Below are 14,477 nucleotides of genomic sequence, written 5' to 3'. Positions count from 1 at the left end.
CGCGGCTGCTTGGTGGGTAGGGCTACTAATTGGGGCAGCAGGTGCAGCCTGGGCCGCCGCTTGGCGGCCTAGCCCGGCCAGTAGCGCAGTAGCGAGTAATCTGTGCTTCATCGAATTAAGTGCTAATATGATTCGCTGTTGCCGCGAATATAGAAGCCTAATCGCAACTGCTAGCTGAGGGTGACAATAATTTTACACCGCCGCGTAGCTCACCAGCTCGCCGCCCAGCTCGCGCAATATTTCGCTAGCCTCCCCAGTCCGCCAAAAGGTGTATTCGGGCACCCGCATCAGCGGCGAGCCGGGGCGCTCGCTCAGGCCCGGGTGGCTCATAAACTCTACTACGCTAGCCCGCCGAAACGCCGCCGCCACCCCGCGCCGAAACCCCGCCGCGCTGGCCGGCTCGGTCGAAAACGTGCTCACCAGCGCCCCCGGCGTAGCGAAGCCGCGCAGGGCTAGCCGGCTGCTGGCGGCAAAGGCTTGCAGCACCAGGCCGCGCCCATCGCGGCGGCCGGCGGCCGTGAGGCGGCGCACCCGGCGCACGCCCAGCTCGCGCAAAATGCCCAGCAGCGCCGGGCCCAGCAGCGGGTATTGGTGCAGGTGCTGGTGGCTGTCGGCGTGGGTGAGGGCTAGCCCGGCGCCGGCCAGGCGGCGCAGCTGGGCGGCCACTTCCAGCTTCAGGTCGGCGCGGCGCACCTGGCCGCGCAGGTAGCGCTGCCACAGTTGGCTGGAGGGGTAAAACTGCCCGTCCTTATCCACGAGCGAGGGCACGGCCGAGGCGGCGCTCAGCGGCTGGCCGGCATTCAGGGTCAGGTGCAGGCCCACCGAAAGGGTGGGGGAGGCTAGCCGGGCCAGCGCCCGCAGCTCTGCATCGCTGGCGAAGTTGGCCATCACGGTGGTGCTGCTCACCTGCCCGGCGGCGCCCAGCTCCAGAATGGCCTGGGTGGCGGGCGCATCCCAGCCGTAGTCGTCGCAGTTTATGATGAGCTTTTTCACGACAAGGCAGCTAGTAATGCCGCTGGTGCAGGAGCCGCGGAAGCTCCTTATTCAGGTTTGATTCCTAACGAGACTACTCAGTTACCGCACCGGCTCGTGGGCGGCCGAGGTGGCCAGGTGCCGCACCACGTAGGGCTTGCGCGTGCGCCGCGAGTAGTAGTTGTACATCCCAATCTCGGCCAGCACGCCGAAGCAGAGCAGGAAAATACCGGCCATTATCAGAAAAAGGCTGAAGATAAATTCGAGCGGATAGCGCGCTTCAATATTGAGCCCGAAGAAGATGGAGCGCACCAAAAACTGACCCGCCAGCACCCCGCCCGTGAGCAGGCTCAGGAGCCCCGCCAGCCCAAACAGCCGGAACGGCTTGCGCGAGTGCACAATGAAAAAGCGCAGGATAAACAAATCCAGAATAACGTAGAAGAGCTTGCTAATCTTGTAGTTGCTCTGGCCAAACTGCCGCTCGTGAATCTCAATCGGGAACTCGCAGTAGCGCAGGTTTTTGCGCGCTACTAGGGCGCCCAGAAAGCGGTGCGCGTCGCCGAGCATCTCCACGTTCTTCACCAGGTAGCTCCGATACGCCTTGTACGTAGCCCCGAAGTAGCGCAGCTGCACCCCCGACAGGCGCCGGATGATGCCGTGCGCCGTGGTGGCCAGCGCCGTGGCAATGGGCCCCTCGGGGCGCTTGGCCTTGGCGCCGCCCACCATGTCGTAGCCCTCATTGATGAGGCTGATAAACTGCGGGATATACGCCGGGTCGTGCTGCAGGTCGCCGTCCATGGCAATAATAACCTCGCCGCGCGCCTGGGCAAAGCCTGCGCGCAGGCTGATAGTCTGGCCGTAGTTGCCGGCCAGGTCGATGGCCACCAGGTGGCGGTCGTGGGCGGCCAGCTCTTGCATCATCTGCCAGCTGCGGTCGGTACTGCCGTCGTTGACGAGGATAAGCTCGTAGTCGTAATGGTGCTGCTGCATCACGGCGGCCACGCGGCTCACGAGCTGGGCCACGGTATCGACCTCGTTGTATAAAGGAGCAACTACCGAGATGAGGCCGGCAAAAGCAGTGTTGGCAGTGGGCGTGGCGAGCGGCGGCATGAGCAGGGAGTGAAACCACAAAGGTACTGGCTAGGGGGGCGGCCGGGCTAGCCACACTTTTAAGCTCAACGGCTGAATGTTTCTCTTCCAACCCCGGTTAAGGCAGTCGTAACTTTGAAGTATGCAATACCTGGAAGGCCGGCGCTACGTGGTGCTGGCAATTTTTACCCTCGTGGGCCTGCTCTTTGCCAGTCGGCTGTTCTACTTGCAGGTACTCGACGATTCTTACAAGACGGCCGCCGACCGCAATACCCTGCAGCGGCAGGTGCAGGTGCCCTACCGCGGCCTCATCTACGACCGCCACGACTCGCTCATGGTGTCGAACACGCCCGTGTACGACCTGATGGTGGTGCCCCGCGAGGTGAAGCACCTCGACTCGGCTAGGTTTTGCCAGCTCATGCAGATGCCCATCGAGGACCTGCGGCTAGGCCTGCGCACGGCCAAAGTGTACTCGCGGGTGCGCCCCTCGCCGCTCATCCAAAACCTGAGCACGCCCGAGCTGGCTTCTATTAATGACAACCTGATAAACTTTCCCGGCTTTCGGGTGCAGGCGCGCATGGCCAGGGCCTACCGCACCCAAAACCTGGCCCACGCCCTGGGCTACGTGGGCTCCATCACGCCCAAGCTGCTCGAAACCCCCAAGTACGCGCACTATTCGCCGGGCGAAAACGTGGGCATTTCGGGCCTGGAATCGTACTACGAGCCCGTGCTGATGGGCCGGCGCGGCGTGCAGTACCGCCTGGTAAACGTGCGCGGCATCGACAAAGGGCCGTTTCGCGGCGGGCAGTTCGATACGCTGTCGCAGGCCGGGCAGGATTTGCACCTCAGCATCGACGCCGATTTGCAAGCCTACGGCGAGAAACTGCTGGCCGGCCGCCGCGGCTGGATAGTGGCCCTCGACCCCAAAACCGGCGAAATCCTGTGCTTTGTTTCGGCCCCGCACTACGTACCCGAAACGCTTACTGGCAAGGGTATGGGCAACCGTTACATGGACTTGCTGCGCAACCCCGACCGCCCGCTCTTCGACCGCCCGCTAATGGCCACCTTCCCGCCCGGCTCGGTTTTTAAGCTGGTGAATGAGCTAGTGGCCCTGCAAATGGGCGTAGTGTCGCCGGCCACCGGCTTTCCGTGCGACCAGCACCTCATCCACTGCACCCACCGCCACGAGTACCCTAGCAACGTCAACATCGCCATTAAGCAAAGCTGCAACCCGTATTTCTACCAGGTGATGCGCGCCGCCGTAGTGCGCGGGCAGTCGCCCAACCGCTTTGAGGATGCGCGCCTGGGCCTGGGCCAGTGGCAGAAAATGGTGAAAACCTTCGGCCTGGGCGAGCGGCTAGGGGTGGATATGGGCCACGAGAAGCGCGGCCTCATCCCCTCGCCCGAGTTCTACGACAAGCTGCGCGGCTACCACCACTGGAACTTCAAAACAGTGTACTCGCTCAGCATCGGGCAGGGCGAAATTGGCATTACGGGCCTGCAAATGGCTAACGTGCTGGCCACCATTGCCAACCGCGGCTACTACATCACGCCGCACTTTGTGCGGGCCATCGGGGCTAGCGGCCAGCCCATGCCGCAGTACCGCACGCGCCACTACACGGCCGTCGATACCACGCTCTTCAAGTACCTCATTCCGGGTATGCAGGAGGTGGTGGACGGGCGTGGCGGCACGGGCTCGTTTGCCAGCCTGGCGCAGTACGGCATTTCGGTGGCCGGCAAAACCGGCACCGTGCAAAACGCCCACGGCGAAGACCACTCCACCTTCGCCGCCTTCGCCCCCGCCAACGACCCTAAAATCGCCATCGCCGTGTTTATTGAAAACGCCGGCTTTGGCGGCACCGCCGCCGCCCCCGCCGCCGGCCTGATGATGGAAAAGTATCTGCGCGGCAAGGTAGCGCCCCACCGCAAGCGCTGGGAAGACTGGGTGATGTACGGCGACTTTACCAAGCGCCACCACTAGCCCGCACGCGTATCTTAGGGCCATGACTACCACCGCTCAACAGCTTGAAGCCACCCTGCGCGCCCTGCAGCCGATGCTGGCTCAGCGCTTTCACGTGCGCCGGCTAGGATACTTTGGGTCGTTTGCCACGGGGCAGCCTGGGCCCGACAGCGACGTGGATGTGCTAGTGGAGCTGGCCCAGCCGCTGGGCTGGGATTTTTTTGAGTTGGAAGAAGTGCTGGAAAAGGCGCTGCAGCGGCCAGTAGACTTAGTGACGGTCGATGCCCTGAAGGCACAGCTGCGCACCAGGATACTGGCCGAAACATGCTACATCGAGTAAGCCCCGCGCATGGCAACGGCCCGTTCCTACTTGTTGTTTTTAGAAGATATGCAGGCGGCTATGGAGCGCATTGCCCGCTAGTGCGCCGGGCTGGATTTTGCGGGCTTTTGTGCCAATGCCCTAGTAGTCGATGGCGTAGTTCGTAACCTCGAAGTTATTGGTGAAGCGGCCAAAAAAGTGCCGACTACCGTGCAGGAGCTGTATCCACAGTTGCCTTGGTCGCAGATGTACCGAATGCGCAACCGGATTTCGCACGAATACTTTGGGTTGGACCTGGCTACTGTCTGGCGCGTAGCAACCGCGCATATGCCCCAAAACTACCCTGATTTACTGCGCGTGCTGGCCGCCGAGCGGGCACGCCTGGGGCAAGGCACAGCTTAAGCTAGCCAGTCCGCCCCCGGAGCCCGACCTTTGCCGAAAGTTTCCTGAATGTCTCCCGTTACCCCCCGTTCGTCGCGCAGCATCGACTGGCCGCTGCTCTTCCTGTACCTGGTGCTGGTGGGCCTGGGCTGGGTGGCCGTGTACGCGGCCAGCTACTCGCCCGAGGCGCCCGCGCACCCGCTGTCGGTGCTCAGCTTTTCGGAGCTGATGGCCTTCAATTGGTTCAAGCAATTGCTGTGGATGGGCACGGCCGCCGTGCTCATTGTTATTCTGCTAGTTGTTGATTATAAGGCCTATGACACGCTGGCCTACGTGCTGTATGGCGGCATGATAGGGCTTCTGCTCGTCACACTGGTGATAGCGCGGCCCATTGCGGGCTCGCGCTCGTGGCTCGAGTTTGGGCCGGTGCGCCTGCAACCCGCCGAGTTTGCCAAGTTTACCACGGCCCTGGCCGCCTCGCGCTTCATGGCCGGCATCAACCTGCGCAATCAGAACTGGCGCGACCAGGCCGTGCTGGCCGGCCTCACGCTGCTGCCGGTGGCCCTCATCCTGGCCTCCAATGAGACCGGGCAGGCGCTTGTGTTCGCGGCGCTGCTGCTGGCCTATTTCCGCGAGGGCATGTCGCCGCTCATTTTGCTGCTGCTGGCGGCGGGCGGCGTTATTCTGCTGCTGGCCCTACTAGTGCCCAAGCTGTGGCTGGTGGGCGGGTTTACGGTGGTGCTAGGGGTGGCTTTTGTGCTGAATTCGCGGTTATGGCGCCATCATTTGCCGCTGAGCCTCAGCGCCTGGGCGCTGGTGATTGGCATGGTGTTCGGCGTCGATTTCTTCTTCAATAAGGTGCTGCAACCGCATCAGCGCCAGCGCATCGAGATGCTCATCGACCCCGGCAAAGACCCGCTGGGCAAGGGCTGGAACGTGACCCAAAGTAAAATCGCGCTCGGTTCGGGCGGCTGGTTTGGCAAGGGCTTCCTCAACGGCACCCAAACCAAGTTCGACTTCGTGCCCGAGCAGAGCACCGACTTCATTTTCTGCACCGTGGGCGAGGAGTGGGGCTGGGCGGGCTGCCTGGTACTCATCGGGCTCTACCTCACGCTGTTGTGGCGCATTTTGCTGGTGGCCGAGCGCCAGAAATCGGTGTTTGGGCGCACCTACGGCTACTGCGTGGCCAGTATCCTGTTCGTGCACTTCACCGTGAACCTGGGCATGACGATGGGCCTGATGCCGGTGGTGGGCATTCCGCTGCCGTTTTTCAGCTACGGCGGCTCGTCGCTGTGGTCGTTTACCATCCTGGTGTTCGCCCTGCTAGCCCTCGATGCCCACCGCAAGCAGGATTTGCTGCGCTAGCTGGCTAGCTTCCGGCTTACTTTAGCCGGCATGAAAAAATTTCTGCTTCTGTGCGCCTGCGTGTTGGCGCTGGCCGCTCCGCTGCGTGCCCAAACTGGACCAGCCGGAATCGTGGTAGTACGCATTTTTGAATCAAGCACTACTGGTTCTGCTACAGCCGTCATTATGCATGAAGGTGGTAAGAGCGAAACCGTGAAGTTTGAGAAGGGTCACTCTGAAAAAGAGTTGACAAAAACGAGTGAAGTGTATTATCGAATGTTTGAAAGTCTTTATCAGGAAGGGTATCACTTGCAAAGTACATTCGGTACAGCTGAAGGGTATACAACCCTGCTTTTTACAAAAGCGCATTAACGGATGAGCAAATAAATTCCGGCTAGCCCTAGCTTGCGAGCTTGATACCGCGCCGCACCCACTCCTTTCGTCTAAGAACCGGCCGCGCCTGGCCCAGCGGAGCCGTGGCCGGGCTGCTCACGGCCGTTTGCCTGGCGCTACCCACCCACAATGCCACCGGCGATGCCTGGTACTACGCCGCCTGCGCCCGCTGGGGCCAGGAGCTGGGGCAGCCCCACCACCTGCTTTATAACGGCATTGGCTGGCTGTGGCTGCGGCTGGTGGGCGCCAGTGGCCCGGCTCCGGCCGGCCTGCTAGCCCTCACCTGGCTGCAAATGCTGAACGCGCTGGCCGCCGGGGCCAGCCTGCTGGTGCTGGGCCGGCTGCTGTGGCGGGCGGGGGCGCCCACGGCGGCCATTCCGGCGTGGCTGCTGCTGGTGGGCAGCTGCTTCGGTATGCTGCGCTTTGCCACCGAAAACGAAACGTACATCCAGCCCCTGCTGCTGGCGCTGCTGGCTAGCCTGGCCTGGGCGCACGCCGCGTATGCCGAGGCCAAGCCCCGCCGCTGGCTGCTGCTGGCGGGGCTGCTGGCGGCGCTGGCCTGCCTGGTGCACCAGCTGATGGTGTGGTGGTGGCTGGGGCTGCTGCTGGGGCTGCGGCCCTGGCGCCGGGCGGCGCGCGGGGCCGCGCTGAGCTATGCGCTGCCCGCCCTGCTGGTGCTGGTGGCCTACGCCCTGGCCGCGCCAGGCAGTGGTAGTAAGAGCGTGTGGCAATTTGCGTTGCACGACTACCTAACGGGCGCGGCCAGGGTCGAGCTAGGCTACAAGGCGCTGCTGCTGACGCCCATCAGCCTGGTGCGCACGGTGGTGCAATTGCACGGCAACATGCCGCCGCTGCTGCGCCACTGGCCACTGTTGCTGGGCGGCATCGGGCTGGCTAGCCTGGCGCTGGGCGCGTATGGCCTGCTGGGCTGGCGCCGGGCGCGCACACTGCCCGGGCCCAAGGGGGCTAGCCCGGCCCACGCCGTGCGGCGCACCCACGCGCTTATTGGCGTGCTGCACCTGGGCTTTGCGGCGCAGGCAGCCGGCAATGCCGAGTTTATGGTGATGCTGCCGGCGCTGGCTGCCGTGGCGCTGGCCGGCGGGGCGCTGGTAGCCTGGCCGGCCCAGCGGATAGCCGCCCTGGGCACCGCCCTGCTAAGCTGGAATCTGGCCTTTGGGCTGGTGCCGGCGCAGCTGCTCGACTACACGGGCACGGGCCCCGCGCTGCGGGCGCGGGTGCTGGCCGCGCCCGGCGCGTGGTTTTTGCTGCGCGACCCCAATCTGCTGCGCAATCAGCTGCAGTATTTCACGGGGCGGCCCACCAGCGCGCCGCGCATAGTGGGGCTGGCCGGGCAGGATTCCGCGGCTTTCCGGCAATGGCTGGCCGGCCGCCTGGCGGCCGGCGATACCGTGTACACCGATGCCCTGGGCGGCTACCAGCCCTTCGACCGCGCCCGGCTCACGCAGGGCGACCTAGCGGCCCGGCTGCTGGCGGGGTTGCCCGCCCGCCGGGTCGATTCGCTGGCTACGTTTTTTGGCCCGCGCTACCTCTCGCGGCTAGGGTCGGCCGGGGGGCGCGGCCGGCGTAGCCGCCAGCCGCCCCAGCCAGCCGATACCCAGCGCTAGCGCCGCCGTAAAGGCCGGGGCCAGCAGGTAGCCCATCCGGCCGAGGTCAGCCGATAGCAGCATGTGCACGGCCACTACGGCTGCCAGCCCGGCTTCGGGTGCGCCCAGCACCGGGGCCAGCGTGCGCCGGCCGCCAGCCCGCAGCAGCGCCGCCCCCACCGGGAGCCAGAACAAGCCAAAAATACTGCCTAGCTCAGCCAGGCCCTTTAAGGAGAGAATCTTATGCAGGGAGTAGGTGAGGTTTTCGACGTGCGCGAAAGCGTTGGTTACGCTGGCGGTGGCCGGGGCACCAGCGGCGCGGTCTACCACTACGTGCGCGGCGGCCAGGGCGGCCCCGCCCAGCGCCAGCGCGGCTAGCTGCCCGCGCCAGCCCAGCGCCTGCCGCCCGTGCCAGCATAGCCAGGGCAGCAGAAACACGAACGATTCCTTGGCCAGCGGCCCTAGCAGCAGGGCCAGCGCCACGGCCCAACCCGCCCCCGCCCCGCGCCGGGCGGCGTAGTAGCTCAATCCAAAAACCAGCAGGTACAGGCTGTCGGTAAGCGGCAGGCCCGCCGCGTAGCCCGCCCAGCGGCTGCTTAGCACTGCCACCAGCGCCAGCGCGGCGGCCCCCGCGCTAGCCCCCGCCAGCCGGGCCGCCCCGTAAAAGCAAGCCCCGGTTGCGCTCAACAGCAGGCAGTTGACCAGGTAAAACGCCAGCCGCAGCGGCCACTCGCCGGCCGGCCGCGGGGAGCTGGCCGGGTCGCCCAGCACCGCCAGCGGGCGGGCCAGTGCTCCGGCGGCCAGCGGCACCAGCAGGCGGTAGCGCCGCGTCACGCTCACGCTGTCGAAGCGCCCGGCGGCCAGGCGCAGGTAGCTGCGCGTGTCGAGCGAGTGCGAAAAATCGTAGTGCCGGTACGTGGGGTAGGCCGCGTTTAGCAGCACGCCCAGGCTCAGGGCCCAGGGCAGCAGCCAGCGCCGCACCCGCCCGGTGGTCAGCCAGGCCGGCACTAGGCCGCGGCAAACTTGCGCTCAATCAGCTTGAGCAGCTTGCCCACGTGCTCCTGCTTCAGGCTCCAGTCGTGGTTGGTAGCCAACTCCTGTTGCACGTAGGCCGCCGCTTCCTCGGCCGTGGGCAAGGTGTCGAGGTGCTGAATGGCGGCATGATACTCCATGTTTTCGCCGTTAAACAGCTCATTAATAAAGCTGAAGCGCTGGTTAATAGAGATGGCCTCGCGCAGGCTGGTGACCTTGGGCGCGCCGCGCTCGGCCAGCGACGCCGGGCCGCCGGCCGCGCCGCGCAGGGTATCGGCCAGGTGCGCCGTGCTGGGCTGGGTGGCCTTGAGCTTGGCATACAGCGGCGCCTCGGTGGGTGGGCTAGCCGGGGCCGGAGCGGCCGGTGCTTCGACCGGGGCCGCCACTGGCTGGGCGGCGGGGGGCACCGGCGCTGGGGCAGCCGTAGGTTCGGCGGGCGTCGGCGCCGGCGCTGGCGGAGTAGTAACCTGCGGCGCAGCTGCGGGCGCCGGGGCGGGTGGGGTAGGGGCGGGCTCGGGCGCCATTGGGGCGGGGGCCGGGCTAGCCGGCGCGGCGGGCTTGGCCGGGCCGTCGCCCCAGAGGTCGGCTTCGGTGAGGGGCAGCAGGGCGCTGAAAGCGGCTACTACCTGCGCCAGCGCGGGCAGCTCCTTGGCGTGGGCGGCGTGGTAGAGGTCGAAGCGCTGGCGCAAAAACTCGCGGCTTAGGGGCGCATTGCCGGTGGGCAGGCTGTTAACAAAGCCCTCGAAAAAAGGCTTGGCCTGGTCAAAATACCGCAGGTGGTCGCGCAGGGTAGCCAGGGGCACGGCCTCCTCGGTGTCGGCCGTGGCGGGGGGCAGCAGCAGGCGCTCGAAGGCGGTGCCGGCCACGGTGGCCAGCACCAGGGTATCGGCCACGGCCTGGGCCAGCAGCGGCTCCAGGGCCTCGCGGTTGAGGCGGATGTGGCGCGACAATACGTTCATGAACTGCCCTAGCGCAGCCCGCACCGGCGGCGCTTCAAAATCGAAGTAGGGGCTGCGTAACGCATTGGCTTCCTGCTGCCAGCGGCCCAGCAGCTGCCGCAGCACCAGCAGGTTTACCTGCCGGATGGGCGTGAACTGGAGCAGCGCCGGGCCATCGAGGGTGGCGGCGGGCTGCGGGCCGAAAAACTGCTGGCTGAGGCGGGTAGCCAGCCGGCGGCCGTATTGCTCGCACTTGGCGAGGCTATATTTGTCCTGCATAGCGTGGGCCGGCCGCAGGGCCGGATTCAGGCGCCAAGTTAGCCACAAAATGCCCCTGCTGACCATTCTGGGCCTGCCCGGCCCTCCGCTCGATGTGCCCGCGGGCCGCACCGTGCTGGCTGCCATCCACGCGGCCGGCCACGACTGGTGGCACGCCTGCGGGGCCAAAGGCCGCTGCACCACCTGCCGGGTGCGCGTGCTGGCCGGCGCCGAGTTTCTTACCCCACCCACCGCGCCCGAGTTGCGCTACCGCGAAGCCGGCCGCCTGGGCCCGCACGAGCGGCTAGCCTGCCAGGCGCGGGTGCTGCCCGACGTGCTGCCTTGAGGTAGTTCCCCTTCAGGAGTTATATCCATCATTAGTGCTCGTATGGCCTTTCCGCTACCCGCCAATTTTGAAGCCTTGTTTCGCCGCGAGCCGTATCAGGAGCCCGCCTTAACCGGCCGGGAGGCCTTTAACCGGGCCATACTCATTGTGGCTGGAATGGTGCTAGGTGCGGCACTGCTGCCGGAGTTACCTCGCCGGCCTTTTTTTCGCCCGAAGCCGCCAATGAATTTTTGGGTTGCTTTTGGCGTGGTGGTGCTGGTAGGTAGCCACTTCATCTATACCGTAGCTTGGCGGCCCTGGCGCGATGGCCCACCCGGCTACCGATTAGTGGGGGAGTTTGAAGTGCGCGAGAAGGACCACCTATTTTCCAAGTGCTGGGTGCGGCTGGCGCCTGGCGACAACTACCAACTTGAAGTTGAGCCCAAATTGCATGAGCAGTTGCGGGTGGGTAGCCGATTACGCTTGGTATACACGGCCCAGGGCCGGCTGGTCAGCCTGATTCAGCTCCAGTAGTAGTTCAGCTAAGCAGGCAGTGCCGTACTTTGTATGAGTTATCATCGCTAGCCGAGTAGTTATGCAGTTGCAGTCAACGCATAACTTTTAACTCATAACTTTTAACGCATTTTGTTTACCGAACCCCGCCGCTACTCCGATTTTCCGCGCCACCGGGGCTGGCTGGAAATCATTTGCGGCTCCATGTTTTCGGGTAAAACCGAGGAGTTGATTCGCCGCCTCACCCGGGCCCGCATTGCGCGCCAGCGGGTCGAAATCTTCAAGCCAGCCCTCGATACCCGCTACCACGCCCAGGATGTGGTGAGCCACAACCAAACCAGCATCCGCTCGACGCCGGTGCAGTCGCCCAGCGAAATCCTGCTGCTAGCCGGTGGCGCCACCGATGTAGTGGGCATCGACGAGGCGCAGTTTTTTGACGAAAGCCTGGTCGAAGTCTGCAAGCAGCTCGCCGACCAGGGCACCCGCGTCATTGTGGCGGGCCTCGACATGGACTATCTGGGCCGGCCCTTCGGCCCCATGCCCGCGCTGTTGGCCACCGCCGAGTTTGTGACCAAGGTGCACGCCGTGTGCGTGTGCTGCGGTGAGCTGGCGGCCTATTCGTACCGCATCGCGGCCAGCGAAAAGCAAATTCTGCTCGGCGAAACCGACAGCTACGAAGCCCGCTGCCGCCCCTGCTTTCTGGCCGGCGAAACCATTAAGACCACGGGCAACGAGGCCGCTATCGGGAAGCAATAGCGCCCGGCGGCCCTAGCGAAAACCCCCGGCGGCTGGGGCCAGCGCCGCGCCATACTGACTGCCGCCCGCGCGTCGTTACTTGCCCTTTGATACTTGCTTACTGCACCTTGCTTATGCCGCGTTTTTCCGCTTGGGTTTTATTGCTAGGGCTGCTGACGGCCGCCCGGGCCTGGGGCCAGGCGGCCTACGGCGACTGGCAGCTGCACCTGCCCGCCCGGCACCCGCTGAGCCTGGCCGATGCCGGCAACCGCCTCTACGTGGCCGATGAGTCGTCGTTTTATTTCTACGATAAGACCCTGCACACCACGCAGCTGCTCTCGCACCGCGATGGCCTCAGCGACGTAGGGGTGGCGGCCCTGGCCTACGACTCGGCCTCGGCCCAGCTGGTGGTAGCTTACCGCAACGGCAACCTCGACGTGGTGGGCGCTAGCGGCGCGGTGCGCAACCTCACCGACCTGCTACGCAAAACCAGCACCAGTGCCAAAACCGTGTACCAGGTGCAGGTTTACAACGGCCTTGCCTACGTGGGTACCAACCTAGGCCTCGTGGTGCTGGACCTGGCCAAACTCGAAGTGCGCGATACCTACAGCGCCATTGGCGCGGGTGGGCAGGTGGTGAGCGCTTACGCCACGGCTGTGCTGCACGATACCATTTATGCCGCCACTTCGGCCGGCGTGCTGCGGGGGCGCATCAGCTCGGCCATCAACCTGCTCGACTACCGCAGCTGGACGACCGAAATGCCGAACCCCGGCAACGCGGCCCAAATCTACTCGCAGTTGGTAGCTTACCGGGGACACGTGGTGGCGGGCAGCGATTTTCGCAGCATCGATTACCTGGCCGGCGTGGGCCCGGCCCGCGCCTGGCGCTACTCGCCCAACAGCTACGGCACCGCAATGCGCCGCCTGCGCGTGAGCGCCGGCCAGCTGCTGGTGGCCCAGGCGGGCAGCCCCTTGCGGCGCTTCGACGCCCGAACCGGCGTAGTGACGGACGTGCTGCCCGTAGCGGCCGTGGGCAGCCTCGTGACCGATGCCGTGGCCCAGGCCGATGGCTCGTACTACGTGGCCAGCTACGACAAAGGGCTGCTGCGTTTCTCCTCCGGCACGGCGACGCCCGAGCTTATTCAGCCCAACGCGCCCGAGCGGCCCGACGCCTACGGCCTGCTGGCCGATGCGGCCACCAATACGGTGGACGTGTTCAGCGGCGGCTACTCGGGCGATAGCGGCTTGCAGCTCGATAGGCTCAATGGCTTCTACGAATACAAAGCCGGGCAGTGGACCAACTATACGGCCACGACTTACCCCTCGCGCACCGATTTTCCCAACCTGCGCGACCTCTCGCACGGCACCCGCACGCCCGATGGCACGCTCTACATTGCCAGCTACGGCAACGGCCTGCTCGAATGGAAGGGCCCGGGGCAATTTCGGCAGTTTACGCAGGGCACGCCCGGCTCGCCACTGCGCACTGCCCTGCTGCCCTCCGACCCAAACTATGCGGCCAAATACCTCGATTTTGTGCGCGTAACCGACGTGGCCGCCGACCCCAACAGCGGCCGCGTGTGGGTCGTCAACCGCCACCAGCAGGCGGGCGTGCCGGGGCTGCTGCGCTTCCGGCCCAGCAATGCTACCTGGACGGCCGCGCCCGCCTACCCGGGCTTCGAAAACCTCGACCGCATTGCGATTGATAATTTTGGTAACCCCTGGGCCACCGAGTCGCGCCGGGGTGGGCTAGGCCTCGTGGCCTTTGATACCATCACGCAGCGACAATTTTACTTTACTACCAGCAACGGGCTGCCCAGCAACCTGTTATACGCCATTGCCCGCGACCGCAGCGGCGATATCTGGGTGGGTACCGGGGCCGGCGTGGCCGTCTACAACGACCCTAGCCAGCTGCTGAGCGCGGCGGCCAGCGGCACCAGCCAGGGCGCGTTTCGCCAGCCCGTGGTCACGCGCGGCACGGGCACCGGCTTTCAGGCGCTCTACAACGAAACGGTGCGCTGCATTGCCATCGACGGGGCCAACCGCAAGTGGTTTGGCACGCCCAATGGCCTCTGGCTGTTCAGCGCCGACTGCACCGAGGCGCTGCTCAACTTCACCACCGCCAACTCGCCGCTGCCCAGCAACAGCATCGTGGATGTGGCCGTGAACGACAAAACCGGCGAGGTTTTCGTGGCCACCGATGCCGGCGTAGTCAGCTACCGGGGCTCGGCCAGCGTCACCGACGGGGCCCCTAGCTGCGCCCAGGTATCGCCCAACCCCGTGCGGCCCGAGTTTGCGGGCACCGTGGGCATTAGCGGCGTGGTGAACAATGCCCAGGTGCGCATCACCGACGTGGCCGGCCACCTCGTGTATAGCACTCGCGCCGCGGGCGGCACCGTGACGTGGAACCTCACCGACACCGACGGCCGCCGCGTGCGCTCAGGCGTGTACCTGGTGCTCACCGCCGATGCCGAAGGCAAAAATACCTGCGTAAGCAAAGTGGCCGTACTTAGCCGCTAGGGTAGGGCACCAAAGAAAACCGGTGTCCAGGCTGCCGAAGGAAGCATCCTGCCCGTATCCGTGTTAAGAAATTCCTGCCGGGGAAGGTGCTTCCTCCG

General features: G+C 65.2%; 14 protein-coding genes. 10 read left to right on the top strand and 4 right to left on the bottom strand.

The features are described 5' to 3' along the window. Positions 1-192: 192 nt before the first annotated feature. Both Q5H89_RS19945 and Q5H89_RS19940 read right to left on the bottom strand, forming a co-directional pair. Complete coding sequence (locus Q5H89_RS19945; RefSeq protein ID WP_305021110.1) at positions 193-993, bottom strand: carbohydrate deacetylase; 801 nt, start codon at positions 991-993, stop codon at positions 193-195. Between the two features lie 81 nt (positions 994-1,074). Next, entirely contained in the window at positions 1,075-2,082 is a 1,008-nt protein-coding gene (locus Q5H89_RS19940; RefSeq protein ID WP_305021109.1) for a glycosyltransferase family 2 protein, read from the bottom strand. A 121-nt stretch (positions 2,083-2,203) separates the two neighbouring features. On the opposite strand from Q5H89_RS19940, the gene Q5H89_RS19935 reads away from it, so the two are divergent. The 6 genes from Q5H89_RS19935 (at position 2,204) to Q5H89_RS19915 (ending at position 8,083) form a co-directional block, all read left to right on the top strand. After that, positions 2,204-4,042 carry a penicillin-binding transpeptidase domain-containing protein gene (locus tag Q5H89_RS19935; protein WP_305021108.1) on the top strand — a complete coding sequence of 613 codons (1,839 nt, stop codon included), beginning with the start codon at positions 2,204-2,206 and terminating at the stop codon, positions 4,040-4,042. A gap of 22 nt (positions 4,043-4,064) precedes the next feature. Then, complete coding sequence (locus Q5H89_RS19930; protein ID WP_305021107.1) at positions 4,065-4,361, top strand: nucleotidyltransferase family protein; 297 nt, start codon at positions 4,065-4,067, stop codon at positions 4,359-4,361. A gap of 90 nt (positions 4,362-4,451) precedes the next feature. Beyond that, the gene (locus tag Q5H89_RS23340; protein ID WP_369810685.1) at positions 4,452-4,742 is read left to right on the top strand and encodes a HepT-like ribonuclease domain-containing protein; all 291 of its coding nucleotides are present in this window, start codon (positions 4,452-4,454) and stop codon (positions 4,740-4,742) included. Positions 4,743-4,790: 48 nt separating this feature from the next. Next, positions 4,791-6,086 (top strand): rod shape-determining protein RodA, encoded by a 1,296-nt coding sequence (gene rodA / locus Q5H89_RS19925; protein ID WP_305021106.1) that lies wholly within the window; start codon positions 4,791-4,793, stop codon positions 6,084-6,086. A gap of 30 nt (positions 6,087-6,116) precedes the next feature. Then, on the top strand, positions 6,117-6,437 hold the full coding sequence (locus Q5H89_RS19920; protein ID WP_305021105.1) for a hypothetical protein: 321 nt from the start codon (positions 6,117-6,119) through the stop codon (positions 6,435-6,437). Between the two features lie 41 nt (positions 6,438-6,478). Further along, positions 6,479-8,083, top strand: a complete 1,605-nt coding sequence (locus tag Q5H89_RS19915; protein ID WP_305021104.1) for a hypothetical protein — start codon at positions 6,479-6,481, stop codon at positions 8,081-8,083. Here the strand turns inward: Q5H89_RS19915 and Q5H89_RS19910 are convergent. Continuing rightward, positions 8,015-9,070, bottom strand: a complete 1,056-nt coding sequence (locus Q5H89_RS19910) for a hypothetical protein (RefSeq protein ID WP_305021103.1) — start codon at positions 9,068-9,070, stop codon at positions 8,015-8,017. The genes Q5H89_RS19915 and Q5H89_RS19910 overlap by 69 nt on opposite strands. Next, positions 9,070-10,311 (bottom strand): hypothetical protein, encoded by a 1,242-nt coding sequence (locus Q5H89_RS19905; RefSeq protein WP_305021102.1) that lies wholly within the window; start codon positions 10,309-10,311, stop codon positions 9,070-9,072. The genes Q5H89_RS19910 and Q5H89_RS19905 overlap by 1 nt, the downstream gene beginning before the upstream one ends. A gap of 49 nt (positions 10,312-10,360) precedes the next feature. Here Q5H89_RS19905 and Q5H89_RS19900 point away from each other — a divergent pair, with 49 nt between their 5' ends. The 4 genes from Q5H89_RS19900 to porZ all read left to right on the top strand — a co-directional run bounded on the left by Q5H89_RS19900 (position 10,361) and on the right by porZ (position 14,379). Then, complete coding sequence (locus tag Q5H89_RS19900; RefSeq protein ID WP_305021101.1) at positions 10,361-10,636, top strand: 2Fe-2S iron-sulfur cluster-binding protein; 276 nt, start codon at positions 10,361-10,363, stop codon at positions 10,634-10,636. Positions 10,637-10,711: 75 nt separating this feature from the next. After that, a complete protein-coding gene (locus Q5H89_RS19895) occupies positions 10,712-11,149 on the top strand; it encodes a hypothetical protein (protein ID WP_305021100.1) in 438 nt (145 codons plus the stop codon). Positions 11,150-11,260: 111 nt separating this feature from the next. Next, the gene (locus tag Q5H89_RS19890) at positions 11,261-11,884 is read left to right on the top strand and encodes a thymidine kinase (RefSeq protein WP_305021099.1); all 624 of its coding nucleotides are present in this window, start codon (positions 11,261-11,263) and stop codon (positions 11,882-11,884) included. Positions 11,885-11,997: 113 nt separating this feature from the next. Beyond that, positions 11,998-14,379: a type IX secretion system anionic LPS delivery protein PorZ gene (gene porZ / locus Q5H89_RS19885; RefSeq protein ID WP_305021098.1), complete on the top strand. Its 2,382-nt coding sequence runs from the start codon at positions 11,998-12,000 to the stop codon at positions 14,377-14,379. Positions 14,380-14,477 lie beyond the last annotated feature (98 nt).

It is taken from the genome of Hymenobacter cheonanensis (genome assembly GCF_030581075.1).
GTDB lineage: Bacteria > Bacteroidota > Bacteroidia > Cytophagales > Hymenobacteraceae > Hymenobacter.
Note: the sequence above shows the minus strand (reverse complement) of the source record. Positions and strands in the feature narration are given on the sequence as shown.

Excerpts from the sequence above, each read along its gene's own strand:
- Q5H89_RS19940 (WP_305021109.1), bottom strand. The coding sequence starts at position 2,082 with ATGCCGCCGCTCGCCACGCCCACTGCCAACACTGCTTTTGCCGGCCTC.
- Q5H89_RS19935 (WP_305021108.1), top strand. The coding sequence starts at position 2,204 with ATGCAATACCTGGAAGGCCGGCGCTACGTGGTGCTGGCAATTTTTACC.
- Q5H89_RS19930 (WP_305021107.1), top strand. The coding sequence starts at position 4,065 with ATGACTACCACCGCTCAACAGCTTGAAGCCACCCTGCGCGCCCTGCAG.
- rodA (WP_305021106.1), top strand. The coding sequence starts at position 4,791 with ATGTCTCCCGTTACCCCCCGTTCGTCGCGCAGCATCGACTGGCCGCTG.
- Q5H89_RS19920 (WP_305021105.1), top strand. The coding sequence starts at position 6,117 with ATGAAAAAATTTCTGCTTCTGTGCGCCTGCGTGTTGGCGCTGGCCGCT.
- Q5H89_RS19905 (WP_305021102.1), bottom strand. The coding sequence starts at position 10,311 with ATGCAGGACAAATATAGCCTCGCCAAGTGCGAGCAATACGGCCGCCGG.
- Q5H89_RS19900 (WP_305021101.1), top strand. The coding sequence starts at position 10,361 with ATGCCCCTGCTGACCATTCTGGGCCTGCCCGGCCCTCCGCTCGATGTG.
- porZ (WP_305021098.1), top strand. The coding sequence starts at position 11,998 with ATGCCGCGTTTTTCCGCTTGGGTTTTATTGCTAGGGCTGCTGACGGCC.